The organism is Klebsiella sp. 141203, from assembly GCF_032601985.1.
Lineage (GTDB): Bacteria > Pseudomonadota > Gammaproteobacteria > Enterobacterales > Enterobacteriaceae > Klebsiella > Klebsiella aerogenes.
Genome location: NZ_JAQIRL010000009.1, coordinates 22,818 through 38,797 on the forward strand (window position 1 = coordinate 22,818; position 15,980 = coordinate 38,797).

At 57.3% G+C, this 15,980-nt stretch carries 16 protein-coding genes; 4 read left to right on the plus strand and 12 right to left on the minus strand.

All coding sequences use genetic code 11. The features are described 5' to 3' along the window. Nucleotides 1-3: 3 nt before the first annotated feature. Nucleotides 4-945, plus strand: a complete 942-nt coding sequence (gene fabY / locus PGR29_RS23480; protein ID WP_015368966.1) for a fatty acid biosynthesis protein FabY — start codon at nt 4-6, stop codon at nt 943-945. 16 nt (nt 946-961) lie between these two features. Here fabY and PGR29_RS23485 read toward each other — a convergent pair whose 3' ends face one another. From PGR29_RS23485 to fdnG, 5 genes are all read right to left on the minus strand, one after another. After that, complete coding sequence (locus PGR29_RS23485; protein ID WP_316425456.1) at nt 962-1,879, minus strand: alpha/beta hydrolase; 918 nt, start codon at nt 1,877-1,879, stop codon at nt 962-964. Between the two features lie 249 nt (nt 1,880-2,128). Next, on the minus strand, nt 2,129-3,058 hold the full coding sequence (fdhE, locus tag PGR29_RS23490) for a formate dehydrogenase accessory protein FdhE (RefSeq protein WP_015368963.1): 930 nt from the start codon (nt 3,056-3,058) through the stop codon (nt 2,129-2,131). Between the two features lie 5 nt (nt 3,059-3,063). After that, nucleotides 3,064-3,690 (minus strand): formate dehydrogenase cytochrome b556 subunit, encoded by a 627-nt coding sequence (gene fdoI / locus PGR29_RS23495; RefSeq protein ID WP_015368962.1) that lies wholly within the window; start codon nt 3,688-3,690, stop codon nt 3,064-3,066. Next, nucleotides 3,687-4,589: a formate dehydrogenase subunit beta gene (fdxH, locus tag PGR29_RS23500; protein WP_015368961.1), complete on the minus strand. Its 903-nt coding sequence runs from the start codon at nt 4,587-4,589 to the stop codon at nt 3,687-3,689. Before fdxH ends, fdoI begins: the two co-directional genes overlap by 4 nt. Nucleotides 4,590-4,601: 12 nt before the next feature. Further along, entirely contained in the window at nt 4,602-7,652 is a 3,051-nt protein-coding gene (gene fdnG, locus PGR29_RS23505) for a formate dehydrogenase-N subunit alpha (protein ID WP_316425457.1), read from the minus strand. Between the two features lie 157 nt (nt 7,653-7,809). On the opposite strand from fdnG, the gene fdhD reads away from it, so the two are divergent. Further along, the gene (gene fdhD, locus PGR29_RS23510; protein ID WP_045395330.1) at nt 7,810-8,646 is read left to right on the plus strand and encodes a formate dehydrogenase accessory sulfurtransferase FdhD; all 837 of its coding nucleotides are present in this window, start codon (nt 7,810-7,812) and stop codon (nt 8,644-8,646) included. Nucleotides 8,647-8,774: 128 nt separating this feature from the next. Then, on the plus strand, nt 8,775-8,987 hold the full coding sequence (locus tag PGR29_RS23515) for a YdgH/BhsA/McbA-like domain containing protein (protein WP_015368957.1): 213 nt from the start codon (nt 8,775-8,777) through the stop codon (nt 8,985-8,987). 44 nt (nt 8,988-9,031) lie between these two features. Here the strand turns inward: PGR29_RS23515 and PGR29_RS23520 are convergent, their stop codons facing one another. Both PGR29_RS23520 and PGR29_RS23525 read right to left on the minus strand, forming a co-directional pair. After that, nucleotides 9,032-9,355: an AzlD domain-containing protein gene (locus PGR29_RS23520; RefSeq protein ID WP_045395272.1), complete on the minus strand. Its 324-nt coding sequence runs from the start codon at nt 9,353-9,355 to the stop codon at nt 9,032-9,034. Beyond that, complete coding sequence (locus PGR29_RS23525) at nt 9,355-10,014, minus strand: AzlC family ABC transporter permease (protein ID WP_087858747.1); 660 nt, start codon at nt 10,012-10,014, stop codon at nt 9,355-9,357. The genes PGR29_RS23520 and PGR29_RS23525 overlap by 1 nt, the downstream gene beginning before the upstream one ends. 100 nt (nt 10,015-10,114) lie before the next feature. Between PGR29_RS23525 and PGR29_RS23530 the strand changes: the two genes are divergently transcribed. Continuing rightward, complete coding sequence (locus tag PGR29_RS23530; protein WP_087858746.1) at nt 10,115-10,663, plus strand: helix-turn-helix domain-containing protein; 549 nt, start codon at nt 10,115-10,117, stop codon at nt 10,661-10,663. A 40-nt stretch (nt 10,664-10,703) separates the two neighbouring features. On the opposite strand, the gene rhaM is transcribed toward PGR29_RS23530, so the two are convergent. From rhaM to rhaB, 5 genes are all read right to left on the minus strand, one after another. Further along, entirely contained in the window at nt 10,704-11,018 is a 315-nt protein-coding gene (gene rhaM, locus PGR29_RS23535) for an L-rhamnose mutarotase (RefSeq protein ID WP_316425458.1), read from the minus strand. After that, nucleotides 11,015-12,163: a lactaldehyde reductase gene (fucO, locus tag PGR29_RS23540; RefSeq protein ID WP_087858744.1), complete on the minus strand. Its 1,149-nt coding sequence runs from the start codon at nt 12,161-12,163 to the stop codon at nt 11,015-11,017. The genes rhaM and fucO overlap by 4 nt, the downstream gene beginning before the upstream one ends. Before the next feature lie 31 nt (nt 12,164-12,194). Beyond that, complete coding sequence (gene rhaD / locus PGR29_RS23545; protein ID WP_113374891.1) at nt 12,195-13,019, minus strand: rhamnulose-1-phosphate aldolase; 825 nt, start codon at nt 13,017-13,019, stop codon at nt 12,195-12,197. An 80-nt stretch (nt 13,020-13,099) separates the two neighbouring features. Beyond that, on the minus strand, nt 13,100-14,359 hold the full coding sequence (gene rhaA, locus PGR29_RS23550; protein WP_113374892.1) for an L-rhamnose isomerase: 1,260 nt from the start codon (nt 14,357-14,359) through the stop codon (nt 13,100-13,102). Beyond that, nucleotides 14,356-15,822: a rhamnulokinase gene (gene rhaB / locus PGR29_RS23555; protein WP_316425459.1), complete on the minus strand. Its 1,467-nt coding sequence runs from the start codon at nt 15,820-15,822 to the stop codon at nt 14,356-14,358. The genes rhaA and rhaB overlap by 4 nt, the downstream gene beginning before the upstream one ends. Between the last annotated feature and the right edge of the window lie 158 nt (nt 15,823-15,980).

Consider the following 15,980-nt stretch of genomic DNA (forward strand, 5'->3'; position numbering starts at 1 on the left):
GCTATGTATCACCTTCGTGTACCGCAAACAGAAGAAGAGTTAGAAAGCTATTATCAGTTCCGCTGGGAGATGCTGCGTAAGCCGCTGCATCAGCCTAAAGGGTCGGAACGCGACGCCTGGGATGCCATGGCGCATCACCAGATGGTCGTCGATGAAGAGGGCAATCTGGTTGCCGTCGGTCGGCTGTATATCAATGCGGAGAATGAAGCCTCGATCCGTTTTATGGCCGTTCATCCTTCCGTTCAGGATAAAGGTTTAGGCACCCTTATGGCGATGACCCTTGAGTCAGTCGCCCGTCAGGAAGGGGTGAAGCGGGTGACCTGTAGCGCCCGTGAAGACGCGATGGAGTTTTTCTCTAAGCTGGGCTTTGTGAACCAGGGAGAAATCACCACGCCGACAACCACGCCGATTCGCCACTTTTTGATGATTAAACCCATTGCTTCACTGGATGATATCCTGCACCGCGGTGACTGGTGCGGCCAGCTGCAGCAGGCCTGGTATCAGCACATTCCGCTGAGCGAAAAGATGGGCGTGCGCATTCAGCAGTACACCGGGCAAAAATTTATCACCACCATGCCCGAAGCGGGGAATCAGAATCCGCACCATACGTTGTTTGCCGGCAGCCTGTTTTCGCTCGCCACCTTAACCGGCTGGGGGCTTATTTGGTTAATGCTGCGCGAGCGGCACCTTGGCGGCACGATTATCCTTGCCGATGCGCATATCCGTTACAGCAAGCCTATTAGCGGACGCCCGAATGCGGTGGCCGATTTGGGCTCGCTAAGCGGCGATCTCGATCGCCTGGCGCGAGGGCGCAAGGCTCGCGTACAGCTTCAGGTCGAACTGTTCGGTAACGATAAGCTGGGCGCTGTTTTTGAGGGTACCTATATCGTATTGCCCGCGAAGCCGTTCGGTTCGTATGAAGAGGGCGGGAACGAGGAAGAGTAACCCGCCTCCGGCATTATTATTGGCCTGGCGTTTGCGTACGCCAGGCGATATCGCGCATCGCCTGTCTTGCCGCGAGGCTTATCCCGCCTAACTGAAAGAAACCGTGAATGACGCCCAGATAGCGCTGGCAGGTGCTTTCTACCCCCTGTGCTATTAGCCGCCGGTACAGCGCTTCTCCCTCATCGCGCAAAGGGTCAAATTCGGCCGTCAGGATATGAACCGGCGGCAGCCCGTTAAAATCTTCCCGCCACAGCGGACTGGCTTCCGGATGGGTAGCGGGTGTGGCCGCTAAATACATTTCGTAGCCGCTAAGCAGCGTACCCCGGGTAATGATGTAATCCTCGCCGTTGCTGGCGTAGCTTGTCATGCTGGCGGTAGCGTCGAGCATAGGGTAAATCAGGATAACCTGCGCAGGTTGCCATGCTCCCGCCGCTTTCAGGCGCAGAGCCGTGACCAGGGCGAGGTGGCCGCCGGCGCTGTCGCCGGCCAGCGTGATGCGCGCGGCGTCAACGCCAAGCCGCCGCGCATACCGATGGATAATGTTGGCGCCTCGTTCCGCATCATCGTGCGCCGTCGGAAAAGGGTACTCCGGGGCCAGGCGATACTGCACGGCGATCACCCGGCACCCACTGAACCAGGCAAGCTGGCGCAATTGGTTGTCATGGGTGGCAAAGCCGCCGCTCACAAAACAGCCGCCGTGGTAATACACCATGGTGGGTAGCAAGCCGTTGCTTTTTGGCGGCGAGACGACGCGAAAGGTTATGCCATCGAGCGTGATGTCTTCAACCTGCACACGCGTTTCCGTTTCCCCTGCGAGAACGGCGCTGGCGAGATAGCCGTTTCTCCGGTCATCAATACTCTGTTCTCGTGCTGATGGCCGCCCCGCAGCAATAAACTCCTCAACCAGCGAAGCAATACCTTTTTCCAACGTCATGGCAAGTCCCTTTTACTGGATTAATATCCAGTGTTATAGCCTGGTTTTTGCGAAAAAGATATACCGAATAAAGCCGCGATCGCATTGTGGAAAGCGGCTCGCAAAAGCGTATTTCTCAGCAAAGATCTGCTTCTTCTGTTGAACAATATCTGGAGACGCAGGATCGGGATAAGGAGAGCATTTCCGGCGTGGTCACGCCGTATGAATGATAACGAGCGACCTGAGTCGCCCGTTACAGGAGCGCAGAACTTACTCCCCTTCGCCGGGGAACATGAACGGGTTAATTGAGCTTCTGGCGAAGCCTTCCTGTTCCATGCGAGCATCGAGTACCAGCGAGGCTAAATCGTCGGCAACGGCTTCGACTTTCGGGTCTTTCTCCTGATACATAATCTTCAGGTAGCTCCCGCAGTCGCCGCAGCTTTCGGCTTTCACCGCCGCCTGCTCGTTATCCAGCGACCAGTAGTGCAGGTCGCGGCTCTGTTCGCAGTTGCTGCATTTTACGCGCACCACATGCCATTCGGTTTCACACAAGTTGCAGTGCAGATAGCGCAGCCCCTGAGTGGTGCCGATTTGCACGATGCTGGAGACCGGCATCGAGCCGCAAACCGGGCAGAACTGGCGATGCTCGCCGTATTCGGCGCGCGCTTTCCCCGGGATCAGGCTGGCCATTTGCGCCCAGTACAGCGACAGCGCGGCCCAGATAAACGGCGCTTTGTCGCTGCTGACCGAGGCGAAATCGGAAGCAAACAGCGCGCTGGCCATCTCTTCCAGTTCCGGCCCGGAAGCTTTTTCCAGATTCTCGATAACCGACAGCGCCGGGCCGCTCATCTCCGGTTTCAGCTCGGCGATCAGCGAATGCAGCAGTTTGTGCCAGTGTTTATCACGCGGCAATACGTGAATATCCAGCGGAGGCTTGCCCTGATCGTTGGCCTCTTTAATGCGGGCAGTCAGATCCATCTGCAACGGATGGTCGTACAGCACCACTTCCTGCGCATGAGCGATCAGCGCGGCAAAGCGCAGGTAATCGCCCAGCGGGTTATTGGCGGCCAGCTCGCGCAGGCGCTCCGCGCGGCGGTTATACAGATTCTTCAGTCTGGGGAACAGTAGCGGCGGAATTGCTTCCGCCGTGCGTTTCTCGCTCGAACCCAGCTCGTCTTGCGGGATTATGCGAATACTCATGCAGTCTATTTTTCCTGTTTCTGGCGGACTTCACGGTACCAGCGCGGGTGATGTTTCTTCGCCCACGTTTTGGTAACCCAGCCTTCCACCATCGCGGTAATGGTGCCTTTCACCCAGAGGGCGGCGTAGATATGCACCATGATAACCACAATTAACGCGACTGCGGCAAAAGAATGCAGCATCAGCGCGAATCGGATCACCGGGATTGAGAATGCAGGCGCAAAGTACGGACGCCAGATGATCACACCGCTTACCAGCAGCAGCACCAGGAAAATAATTGCCGCCCAGAATACGCATTTCTGGCCGAAGTTATAACGCCCGGTATCGCCTACCTCCTCGTTGACGACGATCTTACGAATATTCTTCGCCCAAAAGATATCATCCCGATTGATTAGGTTATGGTGCCAGTAACGGAAAAACATGATGATAAACGACGCGAACATCACCACCCCGACGAACGGGTGGAGAATACGCGCCAGCTGCGGCGTACCGAGAATATGCATCAGCCAGTTAAACGACGGGAAGAAAAAGCCTAACCCGCTTACCGCCGCCAGAATAAAGCAGAAGGCGGTTATCCAGTGGTTGATGCGTTCCGGCGCCGTGTAGCGCACGATGGTGTCACGTTTTCTCATTTGCGCACCTCGTCTTTCTCTTCATGCAGGTTGTCTTCTTCCTCATCTGCGCGGTTTGGACCGACGCCGACGTAGTGGAAGATGCTGGCTGCGAAGGTCGCAGCAAAGCCGACCGCCGCCAGCGGTTTCCAGATACCTTTCCAGAATTTCACCGTTTGGCTGATTTCCGGATTCTCTGGCAGACCGTGGTACAGATTCGGTTTATCGGCATGGTGCAGCACGTACATCACGTGGGTGCCGCCGACGCCAGCCGGATCGTACAGGCCCGCCTTGTCGTAACCGCGGGTTTTCAGCTCTGCGACGCGCTCGCCGGCCAGCGTTTTCATATCCTCTTTCGAACCAAAGTGGATAGCGCCGGTCGGACAGGTTTTCACGCAGGCCGGTTCCTGGCCGACGGTCACACGGTCTACGCACAGCGTACATTTGTAGACGCGGTTGTCTTCCGGGTTCAGACGCGGTACATCAAACGGGCAACCTGCGATGCAGTAGCCGCAGCCGATACACTGCTCAGACTGGAAGTCGACGATGCCGTTAGCGTACTGAATGATCGCGCCTTCTGACGGACAGGCCTTCAGGCAGCCCGGGTCAGCGCAGTGCATGCAGCCATCTTTACGAATAAGCCATTCCAGCTTGTCGTTTTGTTCCACTTCCGAGAAGCGCATGACCGTCCATGACTTGGCGGTCAGGTCCGCCGGGTTGTCATACACCCCGACGTTGTTACCCACTTCGTCACGAAGGTCGTTCCATTCGGAACAGGCCACCTGACAGGCTTTACAGCCGATACAGGTGGTCACGTCGATAAGCTTCGCCACTTCCTGCTGGTGGTCCCGCGCCTGAGGCGCGGGAGTGAAACCGTTAGTCGCGGAACGACGAATAATATCTTGCGATTGATAAGCCATAAGTCGTCTCCGTTACACCTTTTCCACGTTCACGAGGAAGGCCTTAAACTCCGGCGTCTGCGTGTTGGCGTCGCCGACGAACGGCGTCAGCGTATTGGCGATAAAGCCTTTTTTCGCCACGCCTTCGTAGCCCCAGTGAATAGGAATACCGATGGTATCCACCTCTTTACCGTGAACCTGCAGCGTACGAATACGCTTGGTCACCACCGCCTTGGCTTTGATATAGCCGCGGTTAGAGGAGACCTTCACGGTATCGCCGTGGCCGATGCCGAGCTTATTCGCCAGTTTTTCGCCGATCTCCACAAACTGTTCCGGCTGCGCGATGGCGTTAAGCAGCGCGTGTTTGGTCCAGTAGTGGAAGTGTTCGGTCAGGCGGTAAGTGGTGCCGACGTACGGGAACTTCTCGGCCTTGCCCATCTGCTCGAGATCGCCTTTAAAGACGCGAGCGGCCGGGTTAGAGACCACGTTTGGATGCAGCGGGTTAGTCCCCAGCGGCGTTTCAAACGGTTCGTAGTGTTCCGGGAACGGCCCTTCAGCCATCTTATCTATAGCGAACAGACGCCCCATCCCTTCAGGCTGCATGATAAACGGACCGACGTCGCTACCAGGGGCGGCGGCGCTGTAATCCGGAATATCCACACCGCCCCATTTCGCGCCGTCCCATTTCAGCAACTGACGCTTCGGATCCCACGGTTTACCCTGCGGATCCGCGGAGGCGCGGTTATACAGAATGCGGCGGTTTAGCGGCCATGCCCAGGCCCAGCCCAGCGTATTGCCGAGGCCTGACGGGTCGGCGTTATCGCGGCGCGCCATCTGGTTGCCTTCCGGCGTCCAGCTTCCGGCGAAGATCCAGCAGCCGCTGGAAGTCGTGCCGTCATCGCGTAGCTGTGCGAAGGAGCTCAACTGCTGCCCTTTCTTAACGATTACCGCGCCGGTTGCCGGATCGGTAATATCCGCCAGCGCTTTACCGTTGCTTTCCATCGCCACTTCTTCAGATGCTGGCTCGTGCGGCGTGGAGTAGTTCCACGTCATGTTGAGCACCGGCTCCGGCGTCGGGCCGCCTTCTTCGGCATACATCTTACGCAGACGCGAGAAGATACCGGCGAGGATTTCGCCATCGGTCACGGCGATCCCCGGGGCATCCGCGCCTTTCCAGTGCCACTGCAGCCAGCGGCCGGAGTTCACGATAGAACCGTTTTCTTCGGCGAAGCAGGTGGACGGCAGACGGAATACTTCGGTCTGGATTTTTGACGGGTCAACATCGTTGGACTCACCGTGGTTTTGCCAGAAGGTGGACGTTTCGGTGTTGAGCGGGTCGATGGTTACAAGGAACTTCAGCTTCGACAGGGAAGCCACTACCTTGTTTTTGTTCGGGAACGATGCGACCGGGTTAAAGCCCTGGCAAATATAGCCATTCACTTTGCCCTGATTCATCATCTCGAAATACTGCAGAACGTCGTAGCTCTTATCCCACTTCGGCAACCAGTCAAAGCCCCAGCTATTCTCGGCCGTAGCTTTATCGCCGAAGAAGGCTTTCATCATGGAGACGAAGAACTTCGGATAGTTGCCCCAGTAGTTCACCTGGTCTTTCAACAGCGGTTTCGGCGTGTTGGCGCTCAGGTAGGTTTGCAGGTCGACCTGTTTTTCATTAGGCAGCGACATGTATCCCGGCAGGCTGGTTGAGAGCAGGCCGAGGTCGGTCAGACCCTGGATGTTGGAGTGACCGCGCAGGGCATTGACGCCGCCGCCTGCCATCCCCATGTTGCCAAGCAGCAGCTGGATCATCGCCATGGTGCGAATGTTCTGCGCGCCGATGGAGTGCTGGGTCCAGCCGAGGGCATACAGGAACGACGCGGTTTTATCGTGCGCGCTGGTTTCTGCAATATATTCGCAAACTTTAAGGAAATCGGCCTTCGGCGTACCACAGATGTTTTCAACCACATCCGGCGTATAGCGGGAAACGTGCTGTTTTAGCAGATTCCAGACGCAGCGTGGATGCTGTAGCGTGGTATCGCGTTTGGCGAAGCCGTTTTCATCCAGCTCGTAGTTCCAGCTGGTTTTGTCATACTGGCGTTTTTCCGCATCGTAGCCGCTGAACAGACCATCATCAAAGCTGTAGTCCTCACGCACGATCAGGCTGGCGTTGGTGTAGGCTTCGGTGTATTCACGGTTGAATTTTTCGTTATTCAGCAGGTACAGGATGACGCCCGACAGGAAGGTTATGTCGGTACCGGAACGAATCGGGGTGTAGAAATCAGCCACCGACGCCGTACGCGTAAAGCGCGGATCGATAACGATGAGCTTGGCGCCGTTATGAATTTTGGCTTCCATCGCCCAGCGGAACCCCACCGGATGCGCTTCTGCGGCGTTACCGCCCATCACCACGATCAGGTTGGCGTTTTTAATATCAACCCAGTGGTTGGTCATCGCACCGCGACCAAATGTTGGAGCAAGACTTGCTACCGTTGGTCCGTGTCAGACACGCGCCTGGTTATCCACCGCCAGCATCCCGAGGGCGCGGGTGAATTTCTGTGTTAAATAGCCGGTTTCGTTACTGGAAGCGGAGGCGCACAGCATACCGGTGGTCAGCCAACGGTTAACGGTGGTGCCGGCGCTGTTTTGGGCGATAAAGTTGGCGTCACGGTCCTCTTTCATCAGCTTCGCGATGCGATCGAACGCTTCATCCCAGCTGATTTGTTGCCATTTATCAGAACCTGGCGCACGATATTCCGGGAATTTCAGGCGGCTTTCAGAATGGATAAAGTCCACCAGACCGGCCCCTTTCGGGCAGAGCGCACCACGGTTTACCGGATGGTCCGGATCGCCTTCGATATGAAAAATGGATGCTTTGGCGTTTTTCGCACCGTCGCCGAGGCTATACATCAATAGCCCGCAGCCAACGGAACAGTACGTACAGGTGTTGCGGGTTTCGCGAGTACGCAGCAGTTTGTACTGCCGTGTTTCCGCGAGCGCAGTAGCCGGGGCAAAGCCCAGCGCTGCTGCCGTCGTGCCTGCCATACCGCCAGCGCAGATCTTAAAGAACTGCCTTCTGCTGACCTGCATGGTTCGCTCCTTGTTTCGACATTGTCACATGTAGTTATTTACTTTGCGGTGAAGGCCGCAAAGGTTCAGAATTGAGTTAATTTCCCTCGGTCCTGGAGGGATATAAAAACAGAATACCACATTGTGTGTATGCCTGTTCCAATACGGTTAAATGAAAGTGAATAAGAACCTTCCTGAACAAATCAAAAATGTGACAGATGTCACAGGTTATCGCCAGATTACCCTCTGGAAACGCGAGGATTTACAACATCCTCAGCCAGACGAGGTAGCTGAAGAGGTACCCGTCGCTCTGGTCTATAACGGCATCTCGCACGTTGTCATGATGGCGACGCCACGTGACCTGGAACATTTCGCCGTCGGTTTTTCCCTGTCGGAAGGGATTATTCAAAGTCGACAAGAGATCTACGGGATGGACGTGGTGCAGGCCTGTAACGGGGTAGAAGTGCAAATCGAACTCTCCAGCCGCCGGTTTATGGGGCTGAAAGAGCGCCGCCGGGCGCTCGCCGGGCGTACCGGCTGTGGAGTATGTGGCGTCGAGCAGCTAAATGATATCGGTAAGCCCGTCGAGCCGCTGCCCTTTAGCCAGACCTTTGCGCTCTCTCATCTCGATCGCGCGCTCAAACAGTTAAATGAGGTTCAGCCTATCGGCCGTCTGACCGGCTGTACGCACGCCGCCGCGTGGGTGCGCCCTGATGGCGAACTGGCGGGCGGGCATGAAGATGTAGGTCGTCACGTTGCGCTGGATAAACTGCTGGGGCGCCGTAGTGAAGAAGGAGAGGGCTGGCAGCAGGGCGCGGCCTTAGTCTCCAGCCGCGCCAGTTATGAGATGGTACAGAAGGCCGCAATGTGTGGGGTGGAAATTCTGTTTGCCGTTTCCGCGGCGACGACCCTGGCGGTTGAAGTCGCCGAGCGTTGTAATCTGACGCTGGTGGGCTTCTGCAGGCCAGGCAGAGCGACGATTTATACTCATCCGCAGCGCCTGATTGCAGGTTAATTGTTGATCAGTTTTTTTGAAAGATGACAGCAAATCCTTCCGCTTTTAGTTACGGGATGTGAAGACTATTATTTATCACATCAAGGCACGGCGCCTTATCCAAACAACTAAATGAAAGGGTTTATATCATGAAAAGCATCAAAACTTTTGTCGCTGTTATCGCTCTGGCCGCTTCTTTCGGTTCTTTCGCCGCGCAATCCGTGACCGCCACCGCTTCCACCATGGACGCCGCGGAAGCGAAAATCGCCGCTCAGGCGCAGGCTGCCGGCGCGTCTTCTTACACCATTACCGAAGCATTTAACGGTAACCGCGTGCATATGACCGCTGAGCTGAATAAATAAGCTGGCAACCCACTACCGTCGAAAGAGCGCCTCAGGGCGCTTTTTTAGTTTATACCCGCCAGGCGCAGCAGCGCCGTCACCACCGCCGCGGCGATAATCACCACGATAAGCGGCATCTTGCGCCAGGCAAGGAACACGGCAAAACCGACGCCCAGTACCCGCGCCATGCCGGAAAAATGCTCGCTTTCATAAAAGGTGGTCGCCAGCGCCACGGAAAAAAGCAATACCGTCGCGGCATCAGAAAGCAGCGCCTGCGAGCGCTCGGAAAACGCTAAACGGCTGCCAAGCTTTGCCCCGCCCAAACGCATCAGATATGTGCCGATCGACAGAATCGCGATCCCGGCGATAAACAGCGTCATATTAGCCATTATTTTTTCCTCGCCAGTAAGCCAAACAATGAGAGCAGAACCGGTAATCCAACCGGCGCGAAGGGCACGGCGGCAAGCGAAATAACCGCGCCGCTGCAGGCACGAATCAGTGTGGTACGTTTTTTAAAAGCCGGTACCACCAGCGCCAGCAGAATAGCCGGGAATACCGCATCCAGGCCGATGGTTTCCGGTGCGGGTAATAATTTACCGACGCCGGCACCCAGCAGGGTACCGAGCGGCCAGATGAGCGCCACGCCTAGCCCGCAGAGCCAGTAGGCGGCTTTACGTTGCTCCTGGGTTTTCTGCGACAGGCCGAACACCACGCTCTCATCATTCATGATGTGGCAGCCGAGCAGGCTGGCGGCGCGGGCGCCGACCAGATCGCGCACGGTGACGCCAAAAGGAACGTGGCGGGCGTTCACCAGTAAACCTGCCGCCGCCGCGGCGAGCGGGTTACCGCCGCTGGCGACAATACCGATAAACATAAACTCAGAGGCACCGGCCAGCACCGTAATGGAAAGGACAAACGGCACCCACAGCGGAAAACCGTAGGCCATCGCTAATGAACCGTACGACATGCCAACCACGCCCACCGCCAGGCATACCAGAACGATTGCTTTAATGGTGTCTCCACTGAGACAGGAAAATTTGTAACGCATACGCTTTAGCCATATCGAACGAATTTCCATTATAATGAACGCAACAGAATAGTTTTTCAAGACGAACGATTCGTTCGATATAAAATACGAGGAGCGGTGTATGACACAGCCCATCAGCGTAATTGCTAAAAGCCTGGCGCGCGAGCGTTCGCGCACCGGGCTCTCACTGGCGGAGGTGGCGCGCCGCGCCGGGATAGCCAAATCGACCCTGTCACAGCTGGAGTCCGGCAATGGCAACCCTAGCCTGGAAACATTGTGGGCGCTGTGCGTGGCGCTGGACATTCCCTTCGCCCGCTTACTGGAGCCGCAGGCCAACCAGACCCAGGTGATTCGCCGCGGCGAAGGCACTAAAGTGGTTGCTGAGCAGGCCAACTATCAGGCCATTTTGCTGGCGGCTTGTCCCCCCGGCGCGCGTCGCGACATCTATCTGCTGTTGACGCAGCCCGGCGCCGATCGGATCTCGCACCCGCACCCGCCCGGGTCGGTCGAACATATTATTATCACTCAGGGGCGCGCGCGCGTTGGTCTTACCGAAGCGCCGGAAGAGCTGGGGGAAGGGGATTACATCTGCTACCCGGCCGATCGGGAACACCTCTTTCAGGCGCTGGAGCCGGATACCCAGGCGCTGCTGGTGGCAGAGCAAAACTAATAGTAGTAATTCAAGCGGCCTGATAAAACAGGCCGTTTTTTTACGCAAGATAAAACACTTCGCTCAGTTCAACGCTTAGCGGGCTGTTATCCGGATTCGTCGGCATCACCTCGCGCATATACCGCCACCAGCGTTGGCAGACCTCTGTTTCCGCCACCGCGTTCCAGCGGGCCTCCGATTCAATTTCCACCGTGGCGAATAGCAGATGGCGCTGTTTGTCGAGAAAGATCGCATAGTGATGCGCGCCATGCGCTTTCAGCGTGGCTTCCAGTTCAGGCCAGATGGGATTATGACGGCGCTGATACTCCTCGTGGGCGTAGGGATTAACCTGCATCACGAAGGCTTTGCGGATCATAACGCCTCCAGGTATAACTCGCGCACCTCGTCGCGGCTGGCGCTGCGCGGGTTACAGGGCGCGCAGGGGTCGGCCAGCGCTTTATCCAGCCAGCCTTCGATGTCGGCCTTACTGACGCCAAGCTGGCTAAAGCCTTCAGGAATACCGACTCGTTTGCTCAACGCGCGAATCGCATTAATCGCCGCCATGCTGGCGGTTTCGTCGCTCATGCCGCCCGTATCGACGCCCATCGCCTGGGCGATGCGGGCAAAACGCGCTACCGCGTTCGGGCGGTTAAAGTTTTCGATGATCGGCAGCAGGATGGCATTACAAACGCCGTGCGGCAGATTGTGGGTCGCGCCCGGCTGGTGCGCCAGCGCGTGTACCAGACCAAGACCTGCGCTGTTGAACGCCATTCCTGCCAGATACTGACCGTATGCCATCTGCTCGCGGGCCTGCAGATTGTGCCCGTCATCAACGGCCAGCGGCAGCCACTGGTGAATTAAGCGAATCGCTTCCAGCGCGTTGGCGTCGGTCAGCGGATGGGCGCCGACGGAGACAAACGCCTCAATAGCGTGGGTTAACGCATCCATACCGGTCGCGGCGGTAACCGACGGCGGAATATCGAGCATCACGCTGGCGTCGTCGACGGCAATATCCGGGATGATGTTCGGGTCGATGATGACCTCTTTCACCTGACGTTCGCTATCAATAATCACCGCGTTGCTGGTCATTTCAGCGGCGGTTCCGGCGGTGGTGTTTATTGCCACCAGCGGCACGCCGGCATTCTTCACTTTGCCCACGCCGGAATAGGCGGTCGATGGCGCCGGGTTAGCACTGAGAATTTTCACCGCCTTAGCGGTATCGATCGGGCTGCCGCCGCCGAAGGCGATAATATAGTCGCACTGCGCCGCACGGAATGCGGCGATACCTTGCTGAACCAGCGCTTCGGTTGGGTTCGGAAAGACGTTATCGAACAGATGATAAGACAGTTGATGCGCTTCCAGCGCCTGAAACAGGCTATCGAGCAGGCCCATTTCCACCAGATGGCCGTCGGTGACAATCAGCGCTTTTCCCCACTGCTTGTCCGCCACCAGGCTCACCATATCGCCGATCGCGCCCGCGCCATGCAGGCTGATTTTCGGCAGTGCCAACATAAAGCTCATGATTATTCTCCTTACAAAGCGACTCGCTTTCTTAGAGCGCCAGCGCGCTGGCCAGCGGCGTGACGCCAAAGCGTTGGCCTAACGCAATCAATTCTTCGCGGCTAATCGTCTGTTTCATGCCGCCCATCGAATAGACTTTCACCAGCACCTCGGCGGATTTCTCGGCGGTATCGATTAGGCCGAAAGTCTCATCCAGCGTCGGTCCGCTGCCGAAGACGCCGTGGAATGGCCACAGCACCAGAGAGTGTTTCTGCATTTCACCGGCGGTCGCCTGGCCAATCTCGTCGGTGCCCGGCACCATCCACGGCAGAATGCCGACGCCGTCCGGGAACACCACCAGGCATTCGGTGCTGCCTTCCCAAAGCTTGCGGGTGAACAGATCGCTGTTGTTCTCCAGCACGTAGGTCAGGGCGATCAGGTTGGTGGCATGGCAGTGCATGATCACGCGATCTTTGCCGCCGGTGGCTTTGATGCGCTCGCAGTGCGATAGGAAATGCGCCGGCAGTTCCGACGTCGGCACGGCTTCTTCCGTTAACCCCCACAGAATGAAGTAGCCCGCGCCGTCGTTGTCTATTTTCACCACTCCGAGATTGGCGGCGGGATCGAGCTGCACATTACGGAAGAATTTACCGGAACCGGTAACGATAAACGGCTGATTAGCCAGTTCCGGCATCGGCTGGCTTAAGGCGATATAGCGCGGCTGAGCGTGAAAATCGGCTTTGAATGGCGCGATATCCGCTTCATCCAGGCGCAGCGTCAAATTACCGCCGTTACGCTCGTCCCAGCCTTTAAGCCAGGCGTCGGAGGTGGCTTTGATCATGCCCTGAACGAACCATGAATTGATGATGTTGTGCATAGTCTTGTCTTTCCTGTTGATTCGTAATAGGTGTTTCCCCGGATAAACCCTGTACGGCGCAATCCGGGGAAAGTCAGGCATTAGCCGCGCTGGCTCAGCACGTCTTTTTCATAGGTCCGCACGTTTTCCAGCCACTGGCTGCCTGCCGGCGTATCGTGACGCTGACAGTACATCTCCCAGATGGCCTGCCACGGCAGAGATTTCTGCTCTTCGAGCAGCGCCAGACGGGCGGTGTAATCACCGTCGTTTTCCAGCTGGCGCAGCAGCGCCGTCGGCTCCAGCAGCGCGCGCAGCAGGGCTTTTTTCATGTTGCGGGTGCCGATAACCCACGCCGCGATGCGGTTGATGGAGGCATCAAAGAAGTCGAGGCCGATATGCACGCGGTCGAACAGGTTGTGGCGGATAATTTCGCTGGCGATGGCCTGGGTTTCGTCATCCAGCAGCACCACGTGATCGCTGTCCCAGCGTACCGGGCGGCTGACGTGCAGCAGCAGGCGCGGGATATAGAGCATGGCGGCGGAGATTTTGTCGGAGATGACTTCCGTCGGATGGAAGTGGCCGGCATCCAGGCACAACGCGGTTTGACGGCTGGCGGCGTAGCCCATGTAGAATTCATTGGAGCCCACGGTATAGCTTTCGGCGCCGATACCGAACAGCTTGCTCTCAACGGCGTCGATATGGTGCGCCGGATCGAGCTTTTCGCTGATGACCTCATCCAGCGCGTTCAGCAGCCGCTGGCGCGGGGCGAAGCGATCGACGGTAATATCTTTCATGCCGTCCGGCACCCAGATATTCATTACCGATGGCGTCCCAAGCTGCTCGCCGAAATAAGCGGAGATGCGGCGGCTGGCTTTACAGTGATCGATCCAGAACTGACGAATCTCCGGGTTGGCGTGCGACAGCGTAAAGCCGTCGGCGCTTAGCGGATGCGAGAAGCAGGAAGGGTTAAAATCGAGCCCCAACTGGTGGCGTTTCGCCCATTCCACCCAGTGCTTAAAGTGTTCCGGCTTGATTTCATTACGCGCGACCGGCGTGGCGGACTCAAGATAAATCGCGTGCAGATTAAGGCGCTTCGGCCCCGGTATCAGGCTTAGCGCCTGTTCGAGGTCGGCGCGTAGCTCCTGGGCATTGCGCGCTTTGCCGGGATAGTTGCCAGTGGCCTGAATGCCGCCGGTTAAGTTGCCTTCCGGGTTTTCAAAGCCCGCCACGTCATCGCCCTGCCAGCAGTGCATTGACACCGGCAGACGGTCCAGCTGACGCAGAGCTTCCTCGGCATCTACGCCGATGGCGGCATAGCGCTGCTTAGCAATTTCCCAGGCTTGTTCAAGTTGAGTGGTCATGCGCAAAGCTCCTTTGTAGGTTGTGGCTGAAATTGCGCGACGAAGCGGGCAATTTCGCTATCTGAATGTGGGGTGAACGTGGTGAGCGACGCGTTGTCGCGTACCACCTGACGGAATTCATCGACGTTGTGCATTTCATCCAGCGTCATCAGCTGGATGCCGATATTGCCAAGCGTGGAGGCTTCAATGGGGCCCGCCACCACCGGCAGGCCGCAGGCATCGGCGCACAGCTGGTTAAGCAACGCGTTCTGGCAGCCGCCGCCGACGATATGTAACTGGCTAAAAGGGTGGCCGCGGAGTGCTGCAAGCTCGCCCAATACCCGGGCATACAGCAGCGCCAGGCTGTCAAAAATGCAGCGCGCCAGTTCGGCGGGAGTGACCGGAATCGGCTGGGCGGTCTCCGCGCAGGCGGCCTGAATTTCGGCGCTCATATTGGCCGGGTTAATAAAGCGATCGTTATTGCAATCAATCAGGTAACGGCAGGCTGGCAGCATCGCCGTGTCGACAATCAGCGCCTGCAGATCGCTAATGTTCTGCTCTTGCAGTACCCGCTGCAGCAGCCATAGGCCCATGATGTTTTTCAGTACCCGATAGCGTCCCTCAGCGCCGCCTTCATTAGTGATATTCGCCTTCAGTGCTTGCTGGCTGGTGTAAGGCGTTTTACTTTCAAAGCCCATCAGCGACCAGGTGCCTGATGAGAGATAGGCGGCATTTTTATCCGCCAGCGGCGAGGCGATCACGGCGCTGGCCGTATCGTGGCTGGCGACGGCGACCACCGGGATGCGGTTACCCTGCGGGCAGATCCAGTGGCCGATAACATTGCCCGGATGCGTCGGCGTACCGAACCAGTCCGGCTGCGCGCCGCTCCAGCGGAGCAGCTCGTCATCCCAGTTATCGCTATTGATATTAACCAGTTGCGTGGTGGTGGCGTTGGTGTATTCCCAGTTCATCGCGCCGGTCAGGCGGTAGCTGAAGTAGTCTGGGATCAGCAGCGCATGGGCGACCTGTTCCACCAGCGTCGGCTGCTGGCTGACCAGCGCCCGCAGCTGATAAAGGGTGTTGAACGGCAGAAACTGGATGCCGCTGCGGCAGTAGATATTGGCGCGGCCGAGGTGTTCGATTGCCTGCGCCATCAGGCCGTGAGTGCGGCTATCGCGATAGGAAACCGGCAGGCCGACGCGCTGGCCGCGTTTATCCAGCAAGACGAAATCAACGCCCCATGTGTCGATACCGATGCTGTCGATCAGGATCCCCTGTTCGCATACTTTCACCAGCCCACAACGAATTTCCGCTTCCAGGCTATCGATATCCCAGCAATCGTAGCCATCCACTTTCTGCAGGCGGTTAGTGAAACGATGAACCTCGCGCAGCGTCAGCGATCGCGTCGCGGTTGCATAATTCGCGAGCATGACCCGACCGCTGGATGCGCCTAAATCAACGGCGACACAATGACGAATACTCATGGCACGACCCTTCTTAAAATCATTACAGGCAGTCTAAAAAAGGCGTCTCTGCGTCACCTTCTCGCTACTGACAGAGAAAACGGACGGCTGGCAACACAGCAAAGGTGACCGTGAGAAGCGTCACAGTTTCGTTTTATGGGCGGCGCGAGGTGCGGTGT

Bases quoted from the DNA above. Each gene is read 5' to 3' on its own strand.
- PGR29_RS23530 (WP_087858746.1), top strand. From the start codon at position 10,115: ATGACACAGCCCATCAGCGTAATTGCTAAAAGCCTGGCGCGCGAGCGT.
- rhaM (WP_316425458.1), bottom strand. From the start codon at position 11,018: ATGATCCGCAAAGCCTTCGTGATGCAGGTTAATCCCTACGCCCACGAG.
- rhaB (WP_316425459.1), bottom strand. From the start codon at position 15,822: ATGAGTATTCGTCATTGTGTCGCCGTTGATTTAGGCGCATCCAGCGGT.
- rhaD (WP_113374891.1), bottom strand. From the start codon at position 13,019: ATGCACAACATCATCAATTCATGGTTCGTTCAGGGCATGATCAAAGCC.
- PGR29_RS23520 (WP_045395272.1), bottom strand. From the start codon at position 9,355: ATGGCTAATATGACGCTGTTTATCGCCGGGATCGCGATTCTGTCGATC.
- fabY (WP_015368966.1), top strand. From the start codon at position 4: ATGTATCACCTTCGTGTACCGCAAACAGAAGAAGAGTTAGAAAGCTAT.
- fucO (WP_087858744.1), bottom strand. From the start codon at position 12,163: ATGAGCTTTATGTTGGCACTGCCGAAAATCAGCCTGCATGGCGCGGGC.
- PGR29_RS23525 (WP_087858747.1), bottom strand. From the start codon at position 10,014: ATGCGTTACAAATTTTCCTGTCTCAGTGGAGACACCATTAAAGCAATC.
- fdoI (WP_015368962.1), bottom strand. From the start codon at position 3,690: ATGAGAAAACGTGACACCATCGTGCGCTACACGGCGCCGGAACGCATC.
- fdxH (WP_015368961.1), bottom strand. From the start codon at position 4,589: ATGGCTTATCAATCGCAAGATATTATTCGTCGTTCCGCGACTAACGGT.
- rhaA (WP_113374892.1), bottom strand. From the start codon at position 14,359: ATGACCACTCAACTTGAACAAGCCTGGGAAATTGCTAAGCAGCGCTAT.
- PGR29_RS23515 (WP_015368957.1), top strand. From the start codon at position 8,775: ATGAAAAGCATCAAAACTTTTGTCGCTGTTATCGCTCTGGCCGCTTCT.
- PGR29_RS23485 (WP_316425456.1), bottom strand. From the start codon at position 1,879: ATGACGTTGGAAAAAGGTATTGCTTCGCTGGTTGAGGAGTTTATTGCT.
- fdhE (WP_015368963.1), bottom strand. From the start codon at position 3,058: ATGAGTATTCGCATAATCCCGCAAGACGAGCTGGGTTCGAGCGAGAAA.